General features: G+C 61.7%; 22 protein-coding genes and 2 pseudogenes. 14 read left to right on the top strand and 10 right to left on the bottom strand.

Translation table 11 applies throughout. The features are described from left to right. From IFT59_RS03030 to IFT59_RS03020, 3 genes are all read right to left on the bottom strand, one after another. Positions 1–1,032 (bottom strand): peptidoglycan -binding protein, encoded by a 1,032-nt coding sequence (locus IFT59_RS03030; protein ID WP_062582385.1) that lies wholly within the window; start codon positions 1,030–1,032, stop codon positions 1–3. Between the two features lie 3 nt (positions 1,033–1,035). Further along, positions 1,036–2,106, bottom strand: coding sequence for a flagellar motor protein MotA (locus IFT59_RS03025; RefSeq protein ID WP_192086056.1), 1,071 nt, complete (start codon positions 2,104–2,106; stop codon positions 1,036–1,038). A 154-nt stretch (positions 2,107–2,260) separates the two neighbouring features. Next, positions 2,261–3,061, bottom strand: a complete 801-nt coding sequence (locus tag IFT59_RS03020; protein WP_062461861.1) for an inositol monophosphatase family protein — start codon at positions 3,059–3,061, stop codon at positions 2,261–2,263. A gap of 208 nt (positions 3,062–3,269) precedes the next feature. Between IFT59_RS03020 and IFT59_RS03015 the strand changes: the two genes are divergently transcribed. Then, positions 3,270–3,626, top strand: coding sequence for a hypothetical protein (locus IFT59_RS03015; RefSeq protein WP_062460866.1), 357 nt, complete (start codon positions 3,270–3,272; stop codon positions 3,624–3,626). 9 nt (positions 3,627–3,635) lie between these two features. Here the strand turns inward: IFT59_RS03015 and IFT59_RS03010 are convergent, their stop codons facing one another. Continuing rightward, on the bottom strand, positions 3,636–4,763 hold the full coding sequence (locus IFT59_RS03010; protein ID WP_446737789.1) for a tetratricopeptide repeat protein: 1,128 nt from the start codon (positions 4,761–4,763) through the stop codon (positions 3,636–3,638). A gap of 8 nt (positions 4,764–4,771) precedes the next feature. Continuing rightward, on the bottom strand, positions 4,772–5,425 hold the full coding sequence (locus IFT59_RS03005) for a thiamine phosphate synthase (RefSeq protein WP_192086054.1): 654 nt from the start codon (positions 5,423–5,425) through the stop codon (positions 4,772–4,774). Between the two features lie 136 nt (positions 5,426–5,561). Between IFT59_RS03005 and IFT59_RS03000 the strand changes: the two genes are divergently transcribed. Together IFT59_RS03000 and IFT59_RS02995 are read left to right on the top strand one after the other, a co-directional pair. After that, the gene (locus tag IFT59_RS03000) at positions 5,562–6,347 is read left to right on the top strand and encodes a sulfite exporter TauE/SafE family protein (RefSeq protein ID WP_192086053.1); all 786 of its coding nucleotides are present in this window, start codon (positions 5,562–5,564) and stop codon (positions 6,345–6,347) included. 107 nt (positions 6,348–6,454) lie between these two features. Then, on the top strand, positions 6,455–6,712 hold the full coding sequence (locus tag IFT59_RS02995) for an ArsR/SmtB family transcription factor (protein ID WP_062460875.1): 258 nt from the start codon (positions 6,455–6,457) through the stop codon (positions 6,710–6,712). A gap of 118 nt (positions 6,713–6,830) precedes the next feature. Here the strand turns inward: IFT59_RS02995 and IFT59_RS02990 are convergent, their stop codons facing one another. Next, a complete protein-coding gene (locus tag IFT59_RS02990; RefSeq protein WP_082471995.1) occupies positions 6,831–7,007 on the bottom strand; it encodes a YdcH family protein in 177 nt (58 codons plus the stop codon). Between the two features lie 229 nt (positions 7,008–7,236). On the opposite strand from IFT59_RS02990, the gene IFT59_RS02985 reads away from it, so the two are divergent. From IFT59_RS02985 to IFT59_RS02960, 6 genes are all read left to right on the top strand, one after another. Further along, a complete protein-coding gene (locus IFT59_RS02985; protein WP_062461867.1) occupies positions 7,237–7,440 on the top strand; it encodes a YdcH family protein in 204 nt (67 codons plus the stop codon). Positions 7,441–7,461: 21 nt separating this feature from the next. After that, a complete protein-coding gene (gene purE / locus IFT59_RS02980; RefSeq protein WP_062582383.1) occupies positions 7,462–7,959 on the top strand; it encodes a 5-(carboxyamino)imidazole ribonucleotide mutase in 498 nt (165 codons plus the stop codon). A gap of 8 nt (positions 7,960–7,967) precedes the next feature. Next, positions 7,968–9,041, top strand: a complete 1,074-nt coding sequence (locus IFT59_RS02975; protein ID WP_192086052.1) for a 5-(carboxyamino)imidazole ribonucleotide synthase — start codon at positions 7,968–7,970, stop codon at positions 9,039–9,041. Between the two features lie 144 nt (positions 9,042–9,185). Next, positions 9,186–9,311, top strand: coding sequence for a type B 50S ribosomal protein L36 (ykgO, locus tag IFT59_RS02970; protein ID WP_003497670.1), 126 nt, complete (start codon positions 9,186–9,188; stop codon positions 9,309–9,311). A gap of 107 nt (positions 9,312–9,418) precedes the next feature. After that, positions 9,419–10,072, top strand: coding sequence for a tetratricopeptide repeat protein (locus IFT59_RS02965; protein ID WP_192086051.1), 654 nt, complete (start codon positions 9,419–9,421; stop codon positions 10,070–10,072). A 9-nt stretch (positions 10,073–10,081) separates the two neighbouring features. Further along, positions 10,082–11,119 carry an alpha/beta fold hydrolase gene (locus tag IFT59_RS02960; RefSeq protein ID WP_174196138.1) on the top strand — a complete coding sequence of 346 codons (1,038 nt, stop codon included), beginning with the start codon at positions 10,082–10,084 and terminating at the stop codon, positions 11,117–11,119. Positions 11,120–11,181: 62 nt separating this feature from the next. On the opposite strand, the gene pyk is transcribed toward IFT59_RS02960, so the two are convergent. Then, complete coding sequence (gene pyk / locus IFT59_RS02955; protein ID WP_062460890.1) at positions 11,182–12,621, bottom strand: pyruvate kinase; 1,440 nt, start codon at positions 12,619–12,621, stop codon at positions 11,182–11,184. Next, positions 12,621–12,995 (bottom strand): annotated as a pseudogene (locus IFT59_RS02950) (DUF1036 domain-containing protein); the annotation flags it as partial. The pseudogene IFT59_RS02950 and the gene pyk, both read right to left, overlap by 1 nt. A 290-nt stretch (positions 12,996–13,285) precedes the next feature. Here IFT59_RS02950 and IFT59_RS02945 point away from each other — a divergent pair. The 4 genes and pseudogenes from IFT59_RS02945 to IFT59_RS02930 all read left to right on the top strand — a co-directional run. Beyond that, on the top strand, positions 13,286–14,083 hold the full coding sequence (locus tag IFT59_RS02945; protein WP_192086050.1) for an N-formylglutamate amidohydrolase: 798 nt from the start codon (positions 13,286–13,288) through the stop codon (positions 14,081–14,083). Positions 14,084–14,106: 23 nt separating this feature from the next. After that, positions 14,107–14,415 (top strand): DUF1244 domain-containing protein, encoded by a 309-nt coding sequence (locus IFT59_RS02940; RefSeq protein ID WP_062582373.1) that lies wholly within the window; start codon positions 14,107–14,109, stop codon positions 14,413–14,415. A gap of 97 nt (positions 14,416–14,512) precedes the next feature. After that, positions 14,513–14,785 carry a DUF2312 domain-containing protein gene (locus IFT59_RS02935; protein WP_062460899.1) on the top strand — a complete coding sequence of 91 codons (273 nt, stop codon included), beginning with the start codon at positions 14,513–14,515 and terminating at the stop codon, positions 14,783–14,785. Between the two features lie 73 nt (positions 14,786–14,858). Next, positions 14,859–16,148, top strand: a pseudogene (locus IFT59_RS02930) (flavin monoamine oxidase family protein); the annotation flags it as partial. On the opposite strand, the gene IFT59_RS02925 reads toward IFT59_RS02930, so the two are convergent. Next, positions 16,132–18,111, bottom strand: a complete 1,980-nt coding sequence (locus IFT59_RS02925; RefSeq protein WP_197978011.1) for a DUF882 domain-containing protein — start codon at positions 18,109–18,111, stop codon at positions 16,132–16,134. The pseudogene IFT59_RS02930 and the gene IFT59_RS02925 sit on opposite strands and share 17 nt — an antisense overlap. Positions 18,112–18,306: 195 nt before the next feature. Beyond that, on the bottom strand, positions 18,307–19,890 hold the full coding sequence (locus IFT59_RS02920) for a sigma-54-dependent transcriptional regulator (protein ID WP_192086048.1): 1,584 nt from the start codon (positions 19,888–19,890) through the stop codon (positions 18,307–18,309). Positions 19,891–20,080: 190 nt separating this feature from the next. On the opposite strand from IFT59_RS02920, the gene IFT59_RS02915 reads away from it, so the two are divergent. Beyond that, the gene (locus IFT59_RS02915; RefSeq protein ID WP_192087083.1) at positions 20,081–21,925 is read left to right on the top strand and encodes a M3 family oligoendopeptidase; all 1,845 of its coding nucleotides are present in this window, start codon (positions 20,081–20,083) and stop codon (positions 21,923–21,925) included. The last annotated feature ends 23 nt before the right edge of the window (positions 21,926–21,948 follow it).

Here is a 21,948-nt window from a genome sequence, read left to right as displayed (position 1 = left end):
TCAGCGTTCGGTAAGCTTCAGTTCGATGCGGCGGTTCTGGTTTCTGGCATCCGGCGTATCGCCAGCCGCGATCGGCTGGAACTCGCCAAAGCCCGCGGCCACCAGCCGGTTGGCCGGCACGCCCTTCGAGATCAGATACTTGACCACGGACGTCGCGCGCGCAGACGAAAGCTCCCAGTTGTCGCGGTAGCGTCCGGTGCCGGAAAGCGGCGCATTGTCCGTATGCCCATCGACCCGCAGCACCCAGTTGATCTCGGCCGGAATTTCCTTGGCGAGATCGAGAAGTGCGGCGGCAAGCTTGTCCATCTCCACGAGACCGGCCGCATCGAGTTCGTTGCCGCCGATCGGGAAGAGAACTTCCGACTGGAACACGAACCGATCGCCGACGATGCGGATGTTTTCGCGATCGGAGAGAATCTCACGCAGACGCCCGAAGAAGTCGGAGCGGTAGCGATTGAGCTCCTGCACGCGGGCCGCAAGCGCCACGTTGAGGCGACGACCAAGATCCGAAATCTGCGCCTGCGAGTTGGCGTCCTTCGTTTCCGACGCCTGCAGCGCCTGTTCGACGGCGGCGATCTGGGCCCGCAGCGCCGCGATCTGCTGGTTGAGAAGCTCGATCTGGCTCATCGCCCGGGCGCTGACCTGCCGCTCGTTGGAGAGTTCACCCGTCAGAGTGGTCACGCGGGAATTGGCCGCGTCGCTTGCACCACTGCCCTGGTTGAGAAGCTGCTGCAGTCGCGACCGGTCGCTTTCAGCAACCGCCAGCGACGATTGCAGGTTGGCGAGCTGGTCTTCGATATCCTGATTGTTGCCCTTTTCCAGCGCCAGAAGCTCTGTCAGTTCCGCGATCTGGCTGTTCAGCCGGTTCAGAACCTCGTCGCGACCGGAAATCTCGCGGGTAAGCAGAAACTGCGCCAGCACGAACACCGTCAGTAGGAACATGATCGCCATCAGAAGCGTGGTCAGCGCGTCGACGAAGCCCGGCCAGTAGTCCACGCCGTGCTGGCGGCGACGGTTCTTGCCCAGCGCCATGGTCTACTTGCTCCCGATCTTGTCGGACTGACCGATCTTGTCGGAGAGCCGGTCCAGCGTGCGCCGCAGGGCCTTGGCCTCCTCCTGCTGCGCCTCGATCCAGTCACGCAGCATCTGCTGCTCGTTGCGCATGTTCTTGACCAGCCCCTGAATGCCTTCGGCAAGGTTTGCCATGGCAGCAAGCGACTTCTCGTTCTGCTGGACATCACCGCTGCCGGTTCTGCCCTGAGCCGCCGCAATCTTGCGCAGCTCGTCGGCGAGCGTCTTGAATTCGCCGGAGGAACCAGCTGAAAGCCCTGCCGCCGCAACCGGCGCGTCCGATCCCGTATCGGTCACCGATGAGAGCCAATTTTCGAGTTCCGTATAGAACCGGTTCTGGGCACGTCCTGCCTGGAGATCGAGGAAGCCGAGGATCAGCGAGCCCGAGAGGCCGAGCAGCGACGAGGAGAACGCCGTGCCCATACCGGCAAGCGGCTGCGCAAGACCGGTCTTGATAGCCGACAGAATGTCGTTGGAGCCGCCGGCGCCCGGATCGAGCGCACCGATGACGTCGCTGATCGAGCCGATCGTGCCGATCAGGCCCCAGAACGTGCCAAGCAGGCCGAGAAACACCAGGAGCCCGATCAGGTAACGGGACGTATCCCGAGATTCGTCGAGGCGGGTGCCGATCGAATCGAGAATGGAGCGCAAGGTTGCGGTCGAAAGCGCCGTCTTGCGGCGACCACCGATCAGCGAGCGCATCGGCGCCAGAAGTTTCGGCTCGCGGCCCACCTTGTCGACGGTGCCGGCAGCGCGGAACGAGTTGAACCAGCGCACTTCCGGAATAAGGCCGATGACCTGCAGGAAAACCAGAACGATACCGATCAACAGGACGCCGAGGATTAGACCGTTCAGACCCGGATTGGTCTGGAACGCTTGTGCGGCCTGGCGGTACAGGATCGAGCAGACAAAACCGACGATGATCAGGAAGATCAGCATCGTCCAGAGGAAGGAAGCCGGGTTGGAAAGCTTTTCGGTAAAACGGCGGCGGTTAGCTTCAGTTTCGTCCAGATCGTCCACTGTCGCATTCGCCATAATAAGCCTCGCCTCTGGGTCGCGTCGCGCGGAGGCTAGAGCAAAATTGCGACGAATTGAAGTGTCGCCACGGTGCAAAGACCGGGACAAGCCGAAGTTTTTTCCTCGCCATTTCAAATGACAAGCAGCACTCGGGCCGTCACCGCATCAGCAATCAGCGCGACGGAACCGGACGATTGGAAACTTCCAGCAGCGCCTTCTGGATCAGCTCGTTGCCGGCAACAATGCTCTTGGTGCCGAACATATCGGTCGAGCCCTTGATGTCGCTGACAAAGCCGCCCGCTTCGCGGATGAGGACGAGGCCGGCAGCAATGTCCCACGGCGAAAGACCAATTTCCCAGTGACCGTCGAAGCGACCGGCAGCGACATAGGCAAGATCAAGCGACGCAGCGCCAAGGCGACGAACGCCCGCCACTTCGCCCATCACATGGCGCAGTTCGACCAGGAACTTGCCGTGATCGCCGCGGCCGAGATGCGGCACGCCGCAACCAACCACGCAATCGGACAGGACCCGGCGTGCGGCAACGCGAATGCGACGGTCGTTCAGGAACGCGCCGCCGCCCTTTTCTGCCGTATAGAGTTCGTCGGTGCCCGGGTTGAAGATCACGCCGGCGACGATTTCGCCATTGCGCTCCAGCGCGATCGACACCGCGAACTGCGGAATGCCGTGCAGGAAGTTGGTCGTGCCGTCGAGCGGATCGACGATCCAGCGATGGGCGCCGTCCGTGCCCTTCTCCTCCTGGCTTTCCTCACCGAGGAAGCCGTAGGTCGGGCGCGCCTTCATCAGCTCGTCATGGACGATCTTTTCCGCCTTGAGGTCCGCCTGGGTCACGAAATCGCCCGGTCCCTTGACCGAAACCTGCAGGTTCTGAACTTCGCCGAAATCCCTGGAGAGCGACTTGCCTGCCTTGAGGGCGGCCTGAACCATGACGTTGAGAAGGGCTGAGCGGGCCATGCGGGAAATCCTGATCGTATGGTCCCGAACATGCATCAGCCGGGACGTGTCTGTGGCGAATTGTCTTGATTGGCCGGTTCAAGACCACAAAACCAAGGGAAATTCAAGTCGAAGCCGACAAAGCCCGCGTGAACGGACAAAATGCGACATTGCCCGCCTGCCTGCGATCTGCCAGAACGCCGGCTATCGAGATTATAGGAGTATCGCCGTGAAGATCGCATTGCCATTCGGCATCAGCCTCGGACTTGTGGGCGTGATGACCATGCTGTCGCTGGGTCTGATCTCGGCGCTGCCGGCCGATACCCAGCTGCCGATCCACTTCACCCTGACCGGCACACCGACCAGCACGGCACCGGCCATGATCGCGCTGCTGCTTCTGCCGGCCTGCGCGCTCTTCGTGACAGCCATGTTCGCACTTGGCCCCCGCATGGGCGGCCGTATCAAGGCCTCGCCGGGCATCTACCTGATCGTCTGGCTGGTAACGCTGCTGATCCTGGCGCTTGCCCACGGCTTTATCATCCGCCACGCCCTGTTCACGCTGGCGGCGATGAAGGCAACCGCCTGATCACGTCAATTACTGGCGTCGGAAGCGGTTCGCCGCGTCTATCGCCTGGCGCTGCTGCTCGTCGTTGATGCCGAGGTAGAAATCCTCTAGCGCCGCGTCCTGAAGTCCGGCGCGACGGGAAAGCACATACCACTTGGCGGCCTCGACCGGGTTCGGTCGTGTCCCCAGCGCCTCGATATAGAGATGCGACAGCTTGTTCTGGGCAACCACATTGCCGCGATGGGCCGCAATCCGCAGCCATTCGAAGCCCTTGTCGTAGTTGCGTTCGCCGCCGACGCCGTTGACGAACCAGATGCCCATGTCGAGTTGCGCCGTGTCGAACCCGGCCTTCGCCGCGCGCTCCAGCCAACGGCGAGCCTCGGCCTTCTTCTCCTCGGGCACGCCCTTCATGTTCACGTAGAGCTGGGCCACCGCATATTGCGCATCCGCCACGCCCTGCTTTGCCGCCCGCTCGTAAAATGGCAACGCCAGCTTGAAACCTTTGTCGCCCGGATTGTCCGACACCAGGATCTGGCCCCAGTTGAACTGCGCCGACGAATTGCCGGCTTCCGCCGCCTTGCGCATATAGTCGTCGGCCTTCTTTTTGTCGGCGGGCACGTAACGGCCGCTCATCAAAAGAAGCGAATACTGGAACATGGCGGCAGGATCGCCGCGCTCGGCAGCCTGCCCGTACCAGAAGGCCGCGGTCTTTGCGTCGCGGTTGATGCCGAGCCCCTTGCTCATCATTTCGGCGACAAGCGTCTGCGACGCCGCATCGCCGGCCGACGCACGCTTCAGTGCGACATCGAGCGCCTTGACGTACAAGCCGCGCTGGAACGCACCATAGGCCTCGTCGATCGGGCCCGTATAGGGCTTCTCCGGCGGCAGTGGCGGCAAGGTCACGCCCATGCGCTGATAGAGTTCGACACCGGCGGACGGCACGATGCCATCGGGCTGTGCACCGCGTTCGACGCCCATTGCATCCGGCGCGACCGGTCTCGTCACCACTTGACGCGCCTGCGCCGCCGTCGGCCCCTCCTGCTCCACCGCACCGGGTTGCTGCACCTGCGCAATTGCCGAATGCGGCAAGACGGCCGACGCGGAAAGGCTGGCGGCAAGCATCAGGACGGTGGATGAGGCGCGACGAATCGATGGCATGGAGACCATCAAGCCTCAAACCGTGGCGCTTTTTCGTCCAGATCGGCGTTGACCAGTCGAACTGCTTCCTGCGGTCCTTCGGGATGATCGAAGACAGCCAGTCTCAAAGCCACGAATTCCGCTCCGTTTTCGGCAACCTCGAGCGCCGAGGAAATGTCCGTGCCGCCCATGGCGATGCAGGGAATTTCCACCATCGAAGCCCACCATTCCGCAAGCGCGAGGTTCTTGGGATGCGCCTCCGGCTTGATGTCGCCATCGAGCTTGCCGAAGAAAATATAGTCGGGGCGGCGCTCGCCCACTTCGAGCGCCGTGTGACGCTCGGATGCACCACCGGCACCGACGATCATCTTCGGGCTGAATTTCTCGATCGTTTCTTCCAGCTCTTCCATCGAACCGGCCATATGCAGGCCGTCGGCCTTGACGCGACCTGCGACGCGGCTGTCTCCAGCGATCAGCGCAGCGGCACCCGCGGCCTGGATCATCGGCACCATGAGTTCGGCGCGGTCCTGGAATGCAGTATCGTCTTCATCGTATTGCGGCAGGATCACCGAGGCGACATCGCCGCCCGCAAGCGCCTTCTCCAACCGGTCCGCCTGCGCTTTCGCATCCGCATTCTGCGGCACGATCAGCACCAGACGGCAACGCTCTTCCTGTTTCTTCATGTTTCTTCCCATGCAGCGAACCGCAACCCGGCGATCCGCACTCGTTTTCTCTTGAATGATTCGATAGACCGGAAGGATTGCGCAATCAACCGCTCATCCCATCTGCCCGCCTCAACGGTGCAAGCCTGAAGTGCCCATGCCAGACATATTTTCCTCCGATACGCTCAGCCTCGCCTTCTTTGCCGTAGCGGTGCCCGCCGTGATGCTGGTCGGGCTTTCCAAGGGCGGCATTGGCGGCGCGATCGGCCTGATGGGCATGCCGCTGATGTCGCTTGCAGTCGACCCGGTCAAAGCGGCGGCGATCTTCCTGCCGATCCTGATCCTGATGGATATCGTGGCACTCTGGTCCTGGCGCCATTTCAACGACAGAAAAACCCTGCTGATGATCCTGCCGGGCGGCGTCATCGGCATCGCGCTCGGCTGGGCAACATCGGCCTATGTCTCCGACGACGCATTGCGGATCGTCATTGCGGCAGCAACCATCTTCTTCGCCCTCCGCTACTTCTGGCAGGTCTACGGCCCGGATAAGAACCGTCCGGCCGCCGCACTGCCGCATCGTCCGGCGGCCGCCACGTTCTGGGGCGCGCTGTCGGGCTATGCCAGTTTCGTGGCGCATGCCGGCGGCCCGCCTTTCCAGATCTACGTTCTTCCGATGAAGCTGGATCCTAAGAAATACACCGGGGCCAGCATCCGCTTCTTCGCCATCGTCAACGCCGTCAAGATCATCCCCTATTTCCTTCTCGGCGCATTGGGGGCCGAAAACCTGACGATCTCGGCGACATTGCTGCCGGCAGCCCTGGTCTCGACCATGCTCGGTGCCGCGATCGTCAAGCATCTGAAGTCGGAAGTGTTCTATCCGATGACCTACGCGCTCGCGCTCGTTGCAGGCGTAAAGCTTCTGTGGGACGGCCTGCCGATCTGACCGGTCCGTCCGAACATCATAAAAAACCCAATTACAAAAAGGCCTTCCGCCGGTCGCGAGACACGAAAACGGTTGATGCTTCGTCAAGTTATGCTTAGCTTCAAAATATGACACTCGATCCGTTTTCAGCCATTGCCGACCCGAACCGGCGCCATCTCCTCGAAGAGCTGAGACGCGCGCCGAAAACCGTGAATGAACTTGCACAAGGACTGCCGATCAGCAGGCCGGCCGTCTCGCAGCATCTGAAAGCACTGCTGGACAGCGATCTCGTGACTGTCACACCAGAGGGAACGCGGCGCATCTATGCCGTGAACGGCAGCGGCTTCACCCGGCTCAACCTGTGGCTCGACCAGTTCTGGACGTAAATTCTGGCCGCGACTGTGACGTTACGACCAGAACTGTTGCTTTTAGTCTTGGAATTTATCGTGCCGCTGTGGGCACCCTCTCACGAATGTACGTGAGGCGCGTGGCGCTTTTGATCGCCTAATGACGGGTGTCGGTCTTTAACCGCTCCACCTCGTCTTTGATGCGCAGCTTGCGGCGCTTGAGCTCTGCGATCTCACGATCGTCGGCGGATGGAGATGCGAGAACTGACTGGAGTTCCTCTTCGAGGTCGCCGTGCTTCTTTTCAAGCGATGCGATATGCGCCTGGACGGTCATGTGGCATGTTCCTTCCTTAGGTACCTGCCTTGGCACTCCTCTGAGCCAAGGCTTCAGGTTTGCAACAGAAGTGTGACACGGTTGGTCCGCTTTGTCGAAGGAGAAATCATGGTCTCTCAGCGGCAAATTCGTGGCGTCGGCTAACTTCCAGTTAACGCGGTTTGATGGTAGGAGCTTGCGGATGAAGCCGGGGTTTGCAAAAAGCCGGCGTAAAGAATGGGGACTGAGCATGCGTGATCAGGAACAGGCGGATAACCGGCTGGTACTCGCGAAACTTCGCCAGGAACACGAAGATTACGACGCCGCGATCAATGCCATGATCAAGGTCGGCTGTGAGGCTCTTCGCATCCAGCGCATGAAGAAGAAGAAGCTGGCCATCAAGGACCGGATGACCCAGATCGAAGACCAGATCATTCCCGACATCATCGCTTGAGTTCACCTTAAAGGGCCTGGAATGTCAGAAAGACCCGCAGTCGCCATCATCATGGGCAGCCAGTCCGACTGGGAGACCATGAAGAACGCCGCCGACACGCTTGATACGCTCGACATCGGTTACGAAGCACGGATCGTCTCGGCACACCGCACGCCGGACCGGATGTACGAATTCGCCAAGAGCGCCCGCGACGAGGGCTTCAAGGTCATCATCGCCGGTGCCGGCGGCGCTGCCCACCTGCCGGGCATGACGGCGGCCCTGACGCCGCTTCCGGTGTTCGGCGTGCCCGTCCAGTCGAAAACGATGAGCGGCACCGACAGCCTCTACTCGATCGTCCAGATGCCGGCCGGAATTCCCGTCGGCACGCTGGCCATCGGCCGAGCCGGCGCGATCAATGCCGCCCTTCTTGCTGCAGCGGTGCTTGCCCTTTCCGACGATGACCTTGCCGACCGGCTCGACGCCTATCGCGCGCACCACACCGCATCGGTCGCCGAATATCCCATCGACGAAGCACCCTGAGAAACATCATGACGATCCGCACCATCGGCATAATCGGCGGCGGCCAGCTCGGCCGCATGCTGGCGATCGCTGCCGCACGCCTGAACTACCGCATCATCATCCTTGAGCCGCAGGCCGACTGCCCGGCCGCCCAGGTCGCGAACGAACAGATCACGGCGGCCTACGACGACAGGACGGCGCTGGCCGATCTCGCCAGCCGCTGCGACGTCGTGACCTACGAATTCGAAAACGTACCGGTCGAGGCAGCCGAGTTCCTGCAGCAGTCGGTTCCAGTCTACCCGCCGGCCAAGGCCCTGGAAGTGGCGCAGGACAGGATTGTTGAAAAGCAGTTCCTCAACGGCTGCGGCATCGAGACCGCAAGGTTTCATTCCGTCGACAGCCAGTCCGATCTCGAAGCAGCGCTTGCAGACTTCGGCGGCAAGGGTGTCTTGAAGACCCGCCGTATGGGCTACGACGGCAAGGGCCAGCGCGTGTTCCGCTCCAGCGACGACAAGGCCGATGGCGCCTATGCGGACCTCGGCTCGGTGCCGACGGTTCTTGAAAGCTTCGTGCCCTTCGAGCGCGAAATCTCGATCATCGCCGCGCGCGCCAAGGACGGCACGGTCTCCTGCTACGATCCGGCCGAGAACATCCACCGCAACGGCATCCTTCATACCTCCACCCTGCCCGCGACCATTCCAGACACGACCGCGCAGACCGCGCGCAGTGCCGCCGAAAAGCTCCTCGCTGCCCTCGACTATGTCGGCGTGATCGGCATGGAATTCTTCGTGATGGCCGATGGCACCCTGATTGCCAACGAGATCGCACCGCGCGTGCACAATTCCGGCCATTGGACAGAGGCTGCCTGCGTGGTCTCGCAGTTCGAGCAGCATATCCGCGCGGTGGCCGGCTCAAGGCTCGGCGATCCGCGCCGTCATTCCGATTGCGTGATGACCAACCTGATCGGCGACGACATCCTCGACGTGCCCGGCTGGCTCGCGAGGACCGACGTGCTGGTCCACCTCTACGGCAAGACGGAATCCCGTCCGGGCCGGAAAATGGGCCATGTCACGGAGCTGAAGGGGCGGAAAACCCGGTCATAAAGTGCGTCACAAGGTTGACACGCATCCAGCCACGGGTTATCTGCACGCCAACCTGAGCGCGCCCCTCGTCGACAGATAGGCGGCACGCTTTCGATTGATAGAGACAAGCGGCTCTTTGAGCCCACAGACTTCTGGACCAGTACAATGAAGATCAAGAACTCGCTCAAGGCGCTGAAGGCTCGTCATCGCGATAACCGTCTGGTTCGCCGCAAGGGCCGCGTTTACATCATCAACAAGCAGAACCCGCGCTTCAAGGCCCGCCAGGGCTGATTTGCGCTGATATCGACGGGTTGTCCGGGCACGCCTGAGACGATCAAATTGTCGGTAGCGTGAAATTTCGGGTTTGACCTTCGGCGCATGCGGATTACTTTATCCGCATGCGCTATTTTCGTTCAAGCTTCGTGATCCTTGCTGTGTGTGTTGCGGTGCCTGCCTTTGCGCAGACGCTGCCCCAGCCCATGCCGCCATCCCAACCGATGCCGCCCGCTTCGCCGCTGGAAAGTCCGCAGCAGGGAGGTCCGCAGGCAGCACCAAATGCCGGCCAGCCTCTCAACGCCAGGGTCGACCCGCTATTTGCGGCGCTGAAACGTGAGCGCAATCCGGAAAAGGCGCGCGGAATCGCCACGCAGATCGCCATGAACACGGGTGAGTCGGGCAGTCCCACAGTCAATCTTCTGATGGGCTGGGCGGCCACGGCCGCCAAGGAAAAGCGCAACGCCGCCGCCCTCGACTTCCTCGACCGCGTCACTCTCATCGACCCCGCCTATGTCGAAGGCTGGAACCGCCGCGCCACAATGCATTACGCGATGGGCGACCAGCGCAAGGCGATGGCCGATATTGCCGAAGTGCTGAAGCGTGAGCCTCGCCATTTCGGCGCGCTGGCCGGTCTTGCCGGAATCCTTACCGAAGCCGGACGGGACAGCCAGGCGCTGAATGCGTGGGAGCGTTATCTCGACATCTACCCCGCCGATCGCGAGGCGCAGGAGGCTGTGACCAAGCTATCCGAAAAGATCGCCGGCAACCGAACCTGATGGGCCGCCATGGGGATTGTACCTCTTATCTTGTCTCTCATCGCATTCGGCTTCGGCTTCACGGCCTGGAAGGCGAAAGCGATCGAGGCCAACCTTCCGAACGACGGTGAACTCACCGATCTCGGCGATATCCGTATCAACGCCCTTCATGTCGCAGCCCCAGCCGAGGGCGACCTTCCCCCCATCGTCTTCATCCACGGCGCCAGCGGCAATCTGAAGGACCAGGAAGCAGCGTTCCGCAGACCGCTAGAAGGGCGCGCCGAAATGCTGTTCGTCGACCGTCCCGGTCACGGCTATTCCGAGCGTGGCGGCGAAGAGAACGGCTTTCCGGATGGCCAGGCCGAAACGATCGCTCGCCTCATGGATCGCTACGGCATCGAGAAGGCGATCATCGTCGGCCATTCCTTCGGGGGTGCGATCGCCACATCCTTCGCGCTCTACCATCCGGAAAAGACGGCAGGCCTGCTTCTTCTCGCGCCCGCCACCCATCCCTGGCCGGGCGGCGTCGACTGGTACTACAATCTCGCAGCCCGCCCTTATCTCGGACGCCTGTTTACTCGCTTCCTGGCGCTGCCTGCCGGGCTGGTGCTGATGGAGAAGGCAACCCATGCCGTCTTCCATCCCAACCCCCGTCCGGACCGCTACCTCGACGGCGGCGCCACCGCACTGGTGTTGCGGCCTGAGAACTTCCGCAACAACGCGATCGACGTCGCCAATCTCAACGACTACGTCACCAGGGTCGCACCGCGCTACAGCGAGATCACCGCACCGACGCTGATCATCAACGGCGACAGCGACAAGATCGTCTCGATGGATATCCATGCGAAGGCGCTGACGGCCGCCGTCGCCGGCGCCGAACTGGTCGTCATCCGCGGCCTCGGCCACAAGCCGGATTACCTCGCGACCGATCTCGCCATCGCCGGGATCGAGAAGCTTGCGGGTCACCACCGCGACCTGCAGTCCGTTGCCCGCAGGGTCGAGGCGCGACTGGCGAAAGTGGTCGACGAGCCGATGCCGGACATGGATTTCTCGATCGAAAAGACCTGAAACGACAACGGCCGCCGGATCACTCCGACGGCCGTTTTCATTTCACGCTGTTGATAGCGGGTTTAAACCCCACTCTGCCCATCTGCACCGATATAGGCGATGCGCAGCATGTTGGTGGCGCCAGGTGTGCCCAGTGGCACGCCGGCCGAGATGATGATCCGGTCGCCCGGCTTACCAAAACCTTCGGAGGCGACGATGCGGCAGGCGTTGTTGACCATGTCGTCGAGGTCAGTCGCGTCGTGGGTGACGACGCAGTGCATGCCCCAGCCGATCGACAGTCGACGCGCGGTCTTGACGCTCGGCGACAGTGCCAGGATCGGAACGTTCGGACGCTCGCGCGAGGCGCGAAGGCCTGTTGTGCCCGACGATGTGTAGGTGACGATCACGGCGAGCCGCAGCGTCTCTGCAATCTGGCGGGCAGCAAGCGAGATCGCATCGGCACCGGTTGCTTCCGGTGTGGCGCGCTGCGCGTAGATGATGCTTGGATAAAGCGGATCGTCTTCCACCTTGCGGGCAATCGACGCCATCATCGAAACGGCTTCGACCGGATACTGACCGGACGCCGATTCGGCCGACAGCATGATCGCATCGGCGCCTTCGAATACGGCGATCGAGACGTCGGAGACTTCGGCGCGGGTCGGAACCGGCGCGCTGATCATCGATTCCAGCATCTGGGTCGCGACCACGACCGGCTTGCCGGCGCGGCGACATGCGCGTGTCAGCTGCTTCTGGATGCCGGGGACCGCCTCGATCGGCATTTCGACGCCAAGATCTCCACGGGCCACCATGACGGCGTCGGAGAGATCGATGATCTCGTCGATCCGCTCAAGTGCCTGCGGCTTTTCGATCTTAGACATGATGCCGACGCGGCCGCGGGCAATCTTGCGAACTTCTGCGAGATCTTCCGGCCGCTGAACGAAGGACAAAGCGACCCAGTCGACATCGTCGGTCTCAAGCACGGCGTCGAGATCGGCCCGGTCTTTGTCGGTGAGCACGCCAACGGCGAGCAACGTATCGGGAAGGCTCACACCTTTGCGGTCGGAAATGCCGGTGCCGGCAACGACAGTGCAGGTGATCGACGTGCCGTCGACCTTTTCGGCCCGCAGCGCCAGCTTGCCGTCATCGATCAGCAGGCGATCGCCGACCTTCACCGATTCGAGAATTTCGGGATGCGGCAGGAAGACTCGGTTCTCGTCGCCGGGAGCCTCGTTATTGTCGAGTGTAAATGTCTGGCCTGGGACCAGCGTCACCTTGGTATCGGCAAACTTGCCAACGCGCAGTTTCGGACCCTGGAGGTCGGCGAGGATGCCGATCGGGCGACCGGACTTCTTTTCGACAGAGCGAATACGCTCGATCAGCGTCCGCATCATCTCATGGCTCGAATGGCTCATGTTGATGCGGAAAAGATCCGCGCCTGCCTCGTGCAGCTTGGCAATCATTTCCTCGTCGGAGGATGCCGGGCCGAGTGTGGCAAGGATCTTAACTTTGCGGTATCGCCTCATCAATTCTGGCCTTCCTGGGATCCGGACGTGTCTGAAAGCTGGACCATCCAGCTGCCCTGACGGCCCGTGTCATATTCCTTGAAACCCATGCGCTGGAAGCCACGGGTGAAGCAGTCGTCGACGCCGACGACCTTGAACTCGTTCTCGGCGACGCACATGTTGACGCCGCCGGTCCAGCGGCCGCCGCGGGCCGCGTCCTCCGCATAGAGATAATAATAGCGGGACTGCAGCTCGCCTTCGATCAGCGTCGCGCAGGTTGATGCGGGTACCTGCCACCAGCCTTCGGTGTTCCACCCATCCTTGGCACGGTAGCCGATCGCCACGCCGACGAGGTTCTGGGTTCCGTTGCAGACGCGGAAATCCGCAAGTGCCGGAGACGCCATCAACAGCGGCGCACTGACGCAGAGCGCGGATGCCACGCCAGGCACTGAAAACAGGGCGGAAAGATATGTTCTAAGGGATTTTTTCGACACGGTTTCCGTCAGGACTCCATGGTTATTCGTGATGCACTTTCTCGCGCGGCAGGGTTTGAAAGTCAACGCAATCTAATCGATTATATTCTGAACGCCCGCCGGGGGCCGCTTGCCTTGTCCGCGGCGACCATGGCAGGAAACGGCCGAGATATCACCGGGACAGGCTGCGCAAAACAATGGTACAAGCCCCGATGGACACAGACGACTTCCAACCGTTCGAAATCATAGACGGCGATTATGACGGCGGGATGGTTCTTCTCGCCGACCACGCAATGAACCGCCTGCCCGCCCGCTACGGCGATCTTGGCCTGCCAGAAGACGCATTCCGGCGCCACATCGCCTTCGATATCGGCATCGAGGGATTGACCCGCCGGTTGGCCGACATTCTGAACGTGCCGGCCGTGCTCAGTTGCTTTTCCCGCCTGCTGATCGATCCGAACCGCGGCGAAGATGATCCGACGCTGATCATGAAGATCTCCGACGGCGCCATCGTTTCCGGCAACCACCCGATCACCCAGGAAGAATGGGATTTCAGGCTTGCCACCTACCACCGGCCCTATCACCGCGCCGTCGAGCAGACGATTTCAAGGGCCAGCGCGTCCGGCCGGGCACCGCTTGTTCTGTCGCTGCATTCCTTCACGCCGTTCTGGCGCGAAACGCCGCGGCCCTGGCATGCGGGCGTACTGTGGGATACCGACGATCGGGTCGTGGTGCCGCTGATCGAGCAGCTTCGCCTTCCCGGCGATATCGTCGTCGGCGACAACGAACCCTATGACGGCGCCCTGAAGGGTGACACCATGTACCGGCACTGCATGATCCCCGGTATTCCCCACACCCTGCTGGAAGTGCGCCAGGACCTGATCGGCGACGAGCAAGGCATCGAGGACTGGGCACAAAGATTGGCGCCGATCTTCACGACGCTCAATGCCGACCCCACATTGCACGCGTATCAAATCTTTCCGTCGCGCACCGGCCCCTACCCCGCGTGAGCGTTCAGACAAAGGAGGTCACGATGACCGAACTTTCCAAGGAACAGCAGACCGAGCTCGAGGCTGCAGCCTTCCGTCGCCTCGTGTCACATCTGCGCGAGCGGACCGACGTCCAGAACATCGACCTGATGAACATGGCCGGTTTCTGCCGCAACTGCCTGTCCAACTGGTTTAAGGACGCGGCCGACGAGGCAGGCCTTGCTCTCACGAAGGATGCATCCCGCGAGATCGTCTATGGCATGCCCTACGAGGACTGGAAAAATCTGCACCAGTCGGAATCCACAGGCGCTCAAAAAGCCGCATTCGAGGGCAACAAGCCGACCCATGGCTGACGCCCACGGACAAGGCCCGCGTATTTGGGCCTTGACCTTGCCGCCGCTTTTCGGCAGGTGACAGCCAATCAACACAGATCAAGATCAGGAGGCCCCGATGTCTGATGCTCATGGCGTCGCCCGCGACCAGCTCCGCGCATTTATCGAGCGTATCGAGCGACTGGAAGAAGAGAAGAAGACCATCGCCGACGACATCAAGGATGTCTACGGCGAGGCAAAGGGCATGGGCTACGATACCAAGATCATGAAAAAGGTCATCGCCCTTCGCAAGAAGGACGATCAGGAGCGGATGGAAGAGGACCTCATCCTCGACACCTATCTGGCCGCCCTCGGCATGATCGAAAGCCCGGCCGAACAGGACGCCGCTTAAACAATTTCGAAGACGACAAGGAACCCGCCGGCCACGGCGGGTTTTTTCATGGGCGCAAGCATCGCATCTTCCTCAGAGACGCTCGGAATCGGTCATGGATTATGATGTCATCGTCGTCGGCGCCGGCTTTACCGGTCTGACTGCTGCAACGCAGCTGATGAAAGCGGGCGTGAACGTTGTTCTGCTCGAAGCGCAGGAGCGCGTCGGCGGCCGCGTCGAGGCGCAGGTTTTTGAGGATGGCACGGCCGTCGATGCAGGCGGACAGTTCTTTTGCCGCGACATGCCGGAAGTGGTCTCATTGGCAAGAGAGTTCGGCAGGACCTTTGTGAAGACCTATGCCGAGGGCGACACCACATATCTTCCCGAAGTCCCCCGCGGGCGGGCAGAAGCAGTCTGGAACGGCGTCGATGCACTGCGCGAGACGATGATCGCGAGCGATCTTTCCGATCCGGCGCTCAGAACGCTGACGGCTTACGACTGGGCGCAGAGACAGCCGGTCGAGGACGATATACGGCAGGGGTTTTTGCGCATGGTGACCGGCCTCTGGTGCCGCGCGCCGGAGGAGATTGCCTTCACCTATCTCGCGGCAAATGACAGACGCATCACCAACACCACGTCCGAGCTCGAGCTGTTTCTCGCCGGAACGATGCATGCGCTGGCCGACGATCTGGCGGCAACTCTCGGCGATCGGCTAAGGCTTGGCATGCCTGTCACTGAGCTTGCCATTTCCGGTGACGGCGTCACGTTGATGACCGGCACGGGAAAAATGACGGCCGCGCAGGTCGTGCTCGCCGTGCCGCCCATCATGGCGCGCCGCCTGTCCTACGCCCCAGCACTCCCGCCGCATCTAACAAGAGCACTGGATGCGTGGATCCCCGGCATGGTCATCAAGCTCAACATCCGCTTTGAGCGACCCTTCTGGCGAGACCGGGATCTCAGCGGCATGACCATGTGGAATGATCCGCAAGGCCTGTTTGCCTGCGACGCCAGTCGCGACGGTTACGCCGGACTGATCGTCTTCGTTAGCGGACCTTTGGCGGCGACGTGGCACGACAAGCCCGCCCGTGAGCTTGAAACGTTCGTAATTGAGAAACTGGCGGAGGCGTTGGGCGAGGAGGCCAGACGCAGTCTGGGCATTCGCATGCGTGACTGGGTCGACGACCGCTGGAGCGACGGCGCCTATAGTGACGTGATCACCAGTCTCGACGCCACCGACGCGGAAGCGACCCTGACAACCGGAATGCCGCCGGTACATTTCGCATCGTCGGAACTGTCGCCGTCTTTCCCGGGCTATGTCGAGGGGGCAATCGTCGCCGGCAAACAGGTGGCGGCCAAAGTCCTGAAACTCAGTCCTGGCCGCTGAACCGGTTGGGATCGATGGCGACGGCAGCACTCACAGGCTTGAAGCCGCTGCTGGTGTAACCGGCCGAATAATCACGATCGAGCGTCCGGCTGACCACGCGAGGCGCCTTCATCGAAACCGGGTTCTGACCTTCGGCGCGATTGTTGTTCACCGCCCATTTCGCCACCATGTCACCGGTCAAGCCGTTCTTGCCAGCTTTGGCCTGCCCCTGTGCAGTCGCAGGCTTGCCAGCGCGGCCGCTCTTGGCGGTGCCGTAGCTCGGCATGGTACTCAGCGACGCCGTTGCAGGACGCGGCGCGTCAAACCCGTCGCCGAACTGCATCTGCTTGGTGGACGGCTGAATCACCTTGGGCGAAAGAGCCGCCATCTGGCGCTGCGCAGGCGCGGCCATCGGCACCGGTGCCGACACGGCGACCGCCTGGGCTGGCGCTCTTGCTGGCGCCGCCTGCGGTGCCGGAACAACCGGCGCTTCGACGCTTCGCGACAGCGCTGCCACCAGTTCCGGCGTGAGGCTCTGCTGATCGCTCTGCGGGCGCGATGCAACGAGCGGCGCTGCTGGAGCACCCGGGCGGTGGATCGGAACTGGCACGGAGCCAAGGTTTTCGAATGGCGCCGGCTCTATCGAGGCAGTCAAGACGCTGGTTTCCGCATCACCCTTCAGCCCGCGAGGGCCAAGGAGGGTCGGAACCGGAATGGCGTAACCGGACAGATCGGCGAAATTTTCAGCCCGCTGCACATCGGCTGCAGCAGCCGTCTGCATGGCAAGCGCGTCCTGCGCCGCATTGCGGGTCGGCTGATAGAGCGCCGTGGCAAGCCCACCCGGACCCGCGGTGCTGGAATCGGAACGGAAGGCCGGCCGTGACAGCGGCACAGGCGCTGCAATCGCCGGCTCGACCGGCTCAGCAGCAGCAACGAGTGTCGGTGCAGTCGGCGTCGGGGCAGTCGGCGTCGGCGCAACCCGTGCAGTCGCGACCGGTGCCTCTTCGCCATCGTCGGCAGCCGGCGCGGAGCGCGGTGCTCCACGGCTGGCGACCATTGGTGCCTTCATGTCTTCGTTGTCTTCGACCTCGTCGGCACCACCGCCGCCAAACAGTGCGGCAAGGAACCCGCGACGCTTGGGTGCTTCGCCGCGGATCGAGCCGCCGGCTGTGCTGGCAATCGCAATCGAATCAGAACCAACACGCTTCTTGTAATCGGCGAGAGCGACCTCGTAGCCCGGCAACGGATTGCCGTCAGCCGGGAGATGCAGCGTGTTGCCCTTCGGGAAGATCTGAACCAGTTCCTTGCGGGTCATGCGCGGCCAGGCACGAACGCCGCCAACATCGAGATGCACGAAAGGGGAACCGGAAGTCGGGTAGAAGCCGACGCCGCCCACCTGCATCTGCATGGCGAGCGCCCGCAGGGTCGAGAGCTTCACGCCCGGAATATAAAAGTCCATCGCCTTGCCGAGCATGTGCTGGCTGTTCTTCGCGACGCCGGTCTTGCGCGAGCGACCGCGCAGCATGCCGTTTGTGGTCGGCGAACGGAAAGCGGAGACGATGTGGATGGAATCGGTGGCGCCGGAGCGCTGGTAGACTTCCCAAACCAGGTCGAACAGGCGCGGATCCATCTTCGTCGGCTGGTTCTGGCGCCAGTCGCGGAGGAACTGGTTGAGCTGTGCCAGACCGCGCGGATCGAATCGGCCATTGCGCTTGTAGGTGATGGTGGCCTTCTCGCCGGTGTGGACGAAATAGAGCTTCAGGCTGCGGGTATCGCCAGCGGCCTCTGCCTCGTGCACCGAAGCTGGAAGAATCGTAAATGCGATTGCAGCAAGGGTCGACGCCACGACGAAACGCTTGGCGATCCGCTTGAAGATCGACGATCTGATCCCTGCAAGACGACCAGATCCGGCGCCAACGCGCGCCGCACGGTCATCGTCAGAGCGCACACCCGAAGGCGTTTTCTGAACTTTGAAATACGGCAAAGCGTTCCCCGTCCTGTCGACAACTACCCTCGTCGTCTCATCTGACTGCTAAATGCGGTGACAGCATGGCAAATGTGTCACACAAGCACAAGCACCTCTCGTATAGTCAATGAATTGCTAATGAGAGATTGACAAGGTTAGGGGAAGAGGCTTGCGCGAAGATTATCGTCATAAAAATCCCGATTTCGCGCCGATTCAGGCCGCTTCCTTCAGCGGATCGTCGGGATCGATGCCATAATCCTTGAGTTTTCTGTAGAGAGTCGAGCGCCCGATGCCGAGTTTGCGTGCCACCTGGCTCATCTGTCCGCGATAAAATTTCAGTGCAAAACGGATCAGCTCTTCTTCCACGTCGGCCAGTTTACGCACCTCGCCGGTGTCGTCCGTGCTGACGATGACGTTGTCGGAAGCCGGATAGGCGGCCGCCAGCAGCGCGCGCGGATCGGGCCGCATCGGCTGGGTATGCATGGCGGACCGTACCGGGATCGGGAAGCCACCATCGACAACGGCCTCGTGCCGCAGACGCGGACGCGGATCCGTCTCGAGCGATGAAGGCTGCACAGCAGCGCCGGTCGCGGCCAATTCTTCGCTGCGGAATTCCGGCAGCTGAGCTGCAATCTGCGGGAAATCTTCGTCCGTCAGCTTGTCGCCCTGGGTCAGAACCACGGCGCGGAAGATCGCGTTTTCCAGCTGGCGGATATTGCCCGGCCAGTCGTAGGCGGTCAGAAGTGCCATCGCGCTGGCGCTGATCCCGACACTGCGTTCGAGTTTCTGTTCCGCCGAAAAGCGCTCGGCGAAAACCCGGACCAGATGCGGAATGTCTTCCTTGCGGCGACGCAGCGCCGGGATGGTGATGGGGAAGACGTTGAGACGGTAATAGAGGTCCTCGCGGAACCGCCCTGCCCGGACTTCCTCGATCAGGTCCTTGTTGGTCGCCGAAATCAGCCGCACGTTGACCTTCTGGACCTTGCCGGCCCCAACCGTCTCGATTTCACCCTGCTGCACGGCGCGCAGAAGCTTCACCTGAACTTCAAGTGGAAGATCACCGATCTCGTCCAGGAACAGCGTGCCGCCGTCAGCCTCGACGAACTTGCCCGTGTGCCGCTCGGAGGCGCCGGTAAACGCGCCCTTCTCGTGACCGAACAGGATGCTCTCGACAAGATTGTGCGGGATGGCACCGCAATTGACGGTGATGAATGGCTTTCCTGCGCGGTCGCTGGCGGACTGGATGGCGCGGGCCACCATTTCCTTGCCAACGCCCGATTCGCCTTCGAGCACCACCGGAATGTTGGAATGCGCGGCGCGCTGGGCCAGATCGATGACGCGCAGCATGTCCGGGCTTGCCGAAACGATATCGTTGAAACCGACGATGCCGGCGCGACGTCGACCGGTGCGCGACTTGGTTTCCTTCTGGCCAACCTTCAAGGCATTGCCGATCGACGCACCGATCCGCTCCGGTGACACCGGTTTGACGACGAAATCGAAGGCACCGGCGCGCATGGCTTCCACCACCGTTTCGATGCCGCCCTGGCCGGTCTGCACGATGACGGGCGTATCGATGCCCATGCTGCGGATGGTTGAAAGAAAGCTCAGCCCGTCCATTTCCGGCATCATCAGGTCAAGCACGATGACATTGACCGGTCCGCTGAGGTTCTGGAGAAAGTCGAGAGCAACGAGGCCGTTCTCGGCGAGATGGGCGACATGTCCGAACCGTTCGACGGCATTCTTCAAGAGGCGGCGCTGGATCGGATCGTCATCTACGACTAGGACATGGGCAATCATGCTCGGCTCCTGCAACGTTCATCGTGCACCCTTGATGGGCTCTTATGCTGCAAGTTGTGTCAGAGAGGCTTGAACATCCCCTTTTGAGAAAAGCTTGCATTTTAACGGCCGAGGGGGAAAACAGTCGGTTCTGGCACAGGATCGCCGTCGACAGGAGAAAACCGTGAGAAATTTCCGTAACTGGCACACCATGACCGCCTCTCCTGCTTTTTCCGGCGCGTCGCCCGCTGCTTCGCCCGCCGACCCCGCGCTCGGTGTCCTGCCAGTCTGGAAATTGTCCGATCTCTACGCTGCCAAGGACCCCCCGGAATTTGTGGCCGATCTGGAAAAAGCGCGCACGCTGTCGCTGGCTTTCGAGGAAAAGTGGAAGGGCAAGCTTGCAGACGCTGCCGCAAAGACCGGTGCCGGCGGACTTGGCGAGGCCTTGTCGGAATATGACGCGCTCGACGACCTCCTCGGCAAGATCGGCTCGTTCGCCGGCCTCACCTATTTTTCAGACACGTCCAACCCGGCAAACGGCAAGTTCTACGGCGACATCCAGACAAAGCTGACGGATCTCTCCTCGCATCTCCTGTTTTTCGCGCTGGAACTGAACCGGATCGACGATGCGGTCATCAATGCGGCGATGGACCGCGATCCCGCAACCGGCCATTTCCGCCCCTGGCTGGTGGACTTGAGAATGGATAAGCCCTTCCAGCTGGACGACAAGCTCGAGCAGCTTTTCCTCGAAAAGTCGATGACGTCGGCCGCAGCCTTCAACCGCCTGTTCGACGAAACCATGTCGGAACTTCGCTTCGAGGTGGATGGCGAAAAACAACCGCTCGAAATCACGCTCAACATGCTGGTAGAGCCCGAGCCGGAAACCCGCGCCAAGGCGGCCGTAGCACTGTCAAAAACCTTTGGCGAGAACCTGCGCGTCTTCACGCTGATCACCAACACGCTCGCCAAGGACAAGGAAATTTCCGACCGCTGGCGCGGCTTTGAGGATATCGCCGACAGCCGTCACCTGGCGAACCGTGTCGAACGAGAGGTCGTCGACGCGCTTTCAGAAGCTGTCACGCAAGCCTATCCGCGCCTGTCGCACCGCTATTACGCGATGAAAGCGAAATGGCTCGGCGTCGACCAGCTGAACTACTGGGACCGCAACGCGCCGCTGCCGGAAACGCCGAAGGGCCTCATTTCCTGGCCGGAAGCAAAGGACACCGTATTATCCGCCTACGGCGCCTTCTCGCCCGAGATGGCCGCCATCGCCGGCCGCTTCTTCGACGAGGAATGGATCGACGCGCCGGCACGGCCCGGCAAGGCACCGGGCGCGTTCGCGCATCCGGTCGTGCCGTCTGCGCACCCTTACGTTCTCGTCAACTATATGGGTAAGCCGCGCGACGTGATGACGCTTGCCCATGAGCTTGGCCACGGCGTGCATCAGGTTCTCGCCGGCGGCCAGGGCGCGCTGATGTGCCAGACACCGCTGACGCTTGCCGAAACCGCCTCCGTGTTCGGCGAGATGCTGACGTTCCGGGCACTCTTGGAAAAGACCAGGGACAAGCGCGAACGCAAGGCGATGCTCGCCCAGAAGGTGGAGGATATGATCAATACGGTCGTCCGCCAGATCGCCTTCTACCAGTTCGAGCGCAAGATCCACACGGCCCGCAAGCAGGGCGAACTGACGTCGGAGCAGATCGGCGAACTGTGGCTGTCCGTCCAGAACGAGAGCCTCGGCCCGGCAATCCGGATCTCGGAAGGCTACGAGACGTGGTGGACCTATATCCCCCACTTCATCCATTCGCCTTTCTACGTCTATGCCTATGCCTTCGGCGACTGCCTGGTGAACTCGCTCTACGCGGTCTACCAGAACGCCGCACCCGGCTTCCAGGACAAGTATTTCGACCTCCTGAAGGCAGGCGGCACCAAGCATCATTCGGAATTGCTCAAGCCATTCGGCCTCGATGCCACCGACCCGTCCTTCTGGTCGAAGGGCCTGTCGATGATCGAGGGTCTGATCGACGAGTTGGAAGCTTTGGACAAGACTGTCTGATCAACGGACGGTCAAACGCAGGT

Origin of the sequence: Rhizobium sp. CFBP 8752 (genome assembly GCF_014842035.1) — a bacterium.
GTDB classification, from domain to species: domain Bacteria; phylum Pseudomonadota; class Alphaproteobacteria; order Rhizobiales; family Rhizobiaceae; genus Neorhizobium; species Neorhizobium soli.
The sequence above is the reverse complement of the archived record's forward strand: the minus strand, read 5'-3'. Positions and strand labels throughout refer to the sequence as shown.

Excerpts from the sequence above, each read along its gene's own strand:
- IFT59_RS02960 (WP_174196138.1), top strand. The coding sequence starts at position 10,082 with ATGGGGATTGTACCTCTTATCTTGTCTCTCATCGCATTCGGCTTCGGC.
- IFT59_RS03020 (WP_062461861.1), bottom strand. The coding sequence starts at position 3,061 with ATGGCCCGCTCAGCCCTTCTCAACGTCATGGTTCAGGCCGCCCTCAAG.
- IFT59_RS02990 (WP_082471995.1), bottom strand. The coding sequence starts at position 7,007 with ATGACCGTCCAGGCGCATATCGCATCGCTTGAAAAGAAGCACGGCGAC.
- ykgO (WP_003497670.1), top strand. The coding sequence starts at position 9,186 with ATGAAGATCAAGAACTCGCTCAAGGCGCTGAAGGCTCGTCATCGCGAT.
- IFT59_RS02995 (WP_062460875.1), top strand. The coding sequence starts at position 6,455 with ATGACACTCGATCCGTTTTCAGCCATTGCCGACCCGAACCGGCGCCAT.
- IFT59_RS02935 (WP_062460899.1), top strand. The coding sequence starts at position 14,513 with ATGTCTGATGCTCATGGCGTCGCCCGCGACCAGCTCCGCGCATTTATC.
- IFT59_RS02945 (WP_192086050.1), top strand. The coding sequence starts at position 13,286 with ATGGACACAGACGACTTCCAACCGTTCGAAATCATAGACGGCGATTAT.
- IFT59_RS02920 (WP_192086048.1), bottom strand. The coding sequence starts at position 19,890 with ATGATTGCCCATGTCCTAGTCGTAGATGACGATCCGATCCAGCGCCGC.
- IFT59_RS02965 (WP_192086051.1), top strand. The coding sequence starts at position 9,419 with ATGCGCTATTTTCGTTCAAGCTTCGTGATCCTTGCTGTGTGTGTTGCG.
- IFT59_RS03000 (WP_192086053.1), top strand. The coding sequence starts at position 5,562 with ATGCCAGACATATTTTCCTCCGATACGCTCAGCCTCGCCTTCTTTGCC.
- IFT59_RS02975 (WP_192086052.1), top strand. The coding sequence starts at position 7,968 with ATGACGATCCGCACCATCGGCATAATCGGCGGCGGCCAGCTCGGCCGC.
- IFT59_RS03025 (WP_192086056.1), bottom strand. The coding sequence starts at position 2,106 with ATGGCGAATGCGACAGTGGACGATCTGGACGAAACTGAAGCTAACCGC.
- purE (WP_062582383.1), top strand. The coding sequence starts at position 7,462 with ATGTCAGAAAGACCCGCAGTCGCCATCATCATGGGCAGCCAGTCCGAC.
- IFT59_RS02940 (WP_062582373.1), top strand. The coding sequence starts at position 14,107 with ATGACCGAACTTTCCAAGGAACAGCAGACCGAGCTCGAGGCTGCAGCC.
- IFT59_RS02915 (WP_192087083.1), top strand. The coding sequence starts at position 20,081 with ATGACCGCCTCTCCTGCTTTTTCCGGCGCGTCGCCCGCTGCTTCGCCC.
- IFT59_RS03030 (WP_062582385.1), bottom strand. The coding sequence starts at position 1,032 with ATGGCGCTGGGCAAGAACCGTCGCCGCCAGCACGGCGTGGACTACTGG.
- IFT59_RS03005 (WP_192086054.1), bottom strand. The coding sequence starts at position 5,425 with ATGAAGAAACAGGAAGAGCGTTGCCGTCTGGTGCTGATCGTGCCGCAG.
- pyk (WP_062460890.1), bottom strand. The coding sequence starts at position 12,621 with ATGAGGCGATACCGCAAAGTTAAGATCCTTGCCACACTCGGCCCGGCA.
- IFT59_RS03010 (WP_446737789.1), bottom strand. The coding sequence starts at position 4,763 with ATGCCATCGATTCGTCGCGCCTCATCCACCGTCCTGATGCTTGCCGCC.
- IFT59_RS02985 (WP_062461867.1), top strand. The coding sequence starts at position 7,237 with ATGCGTGATCAGGAACAGGCGGATAACCGGCTGGTACTCGCGAAACTT.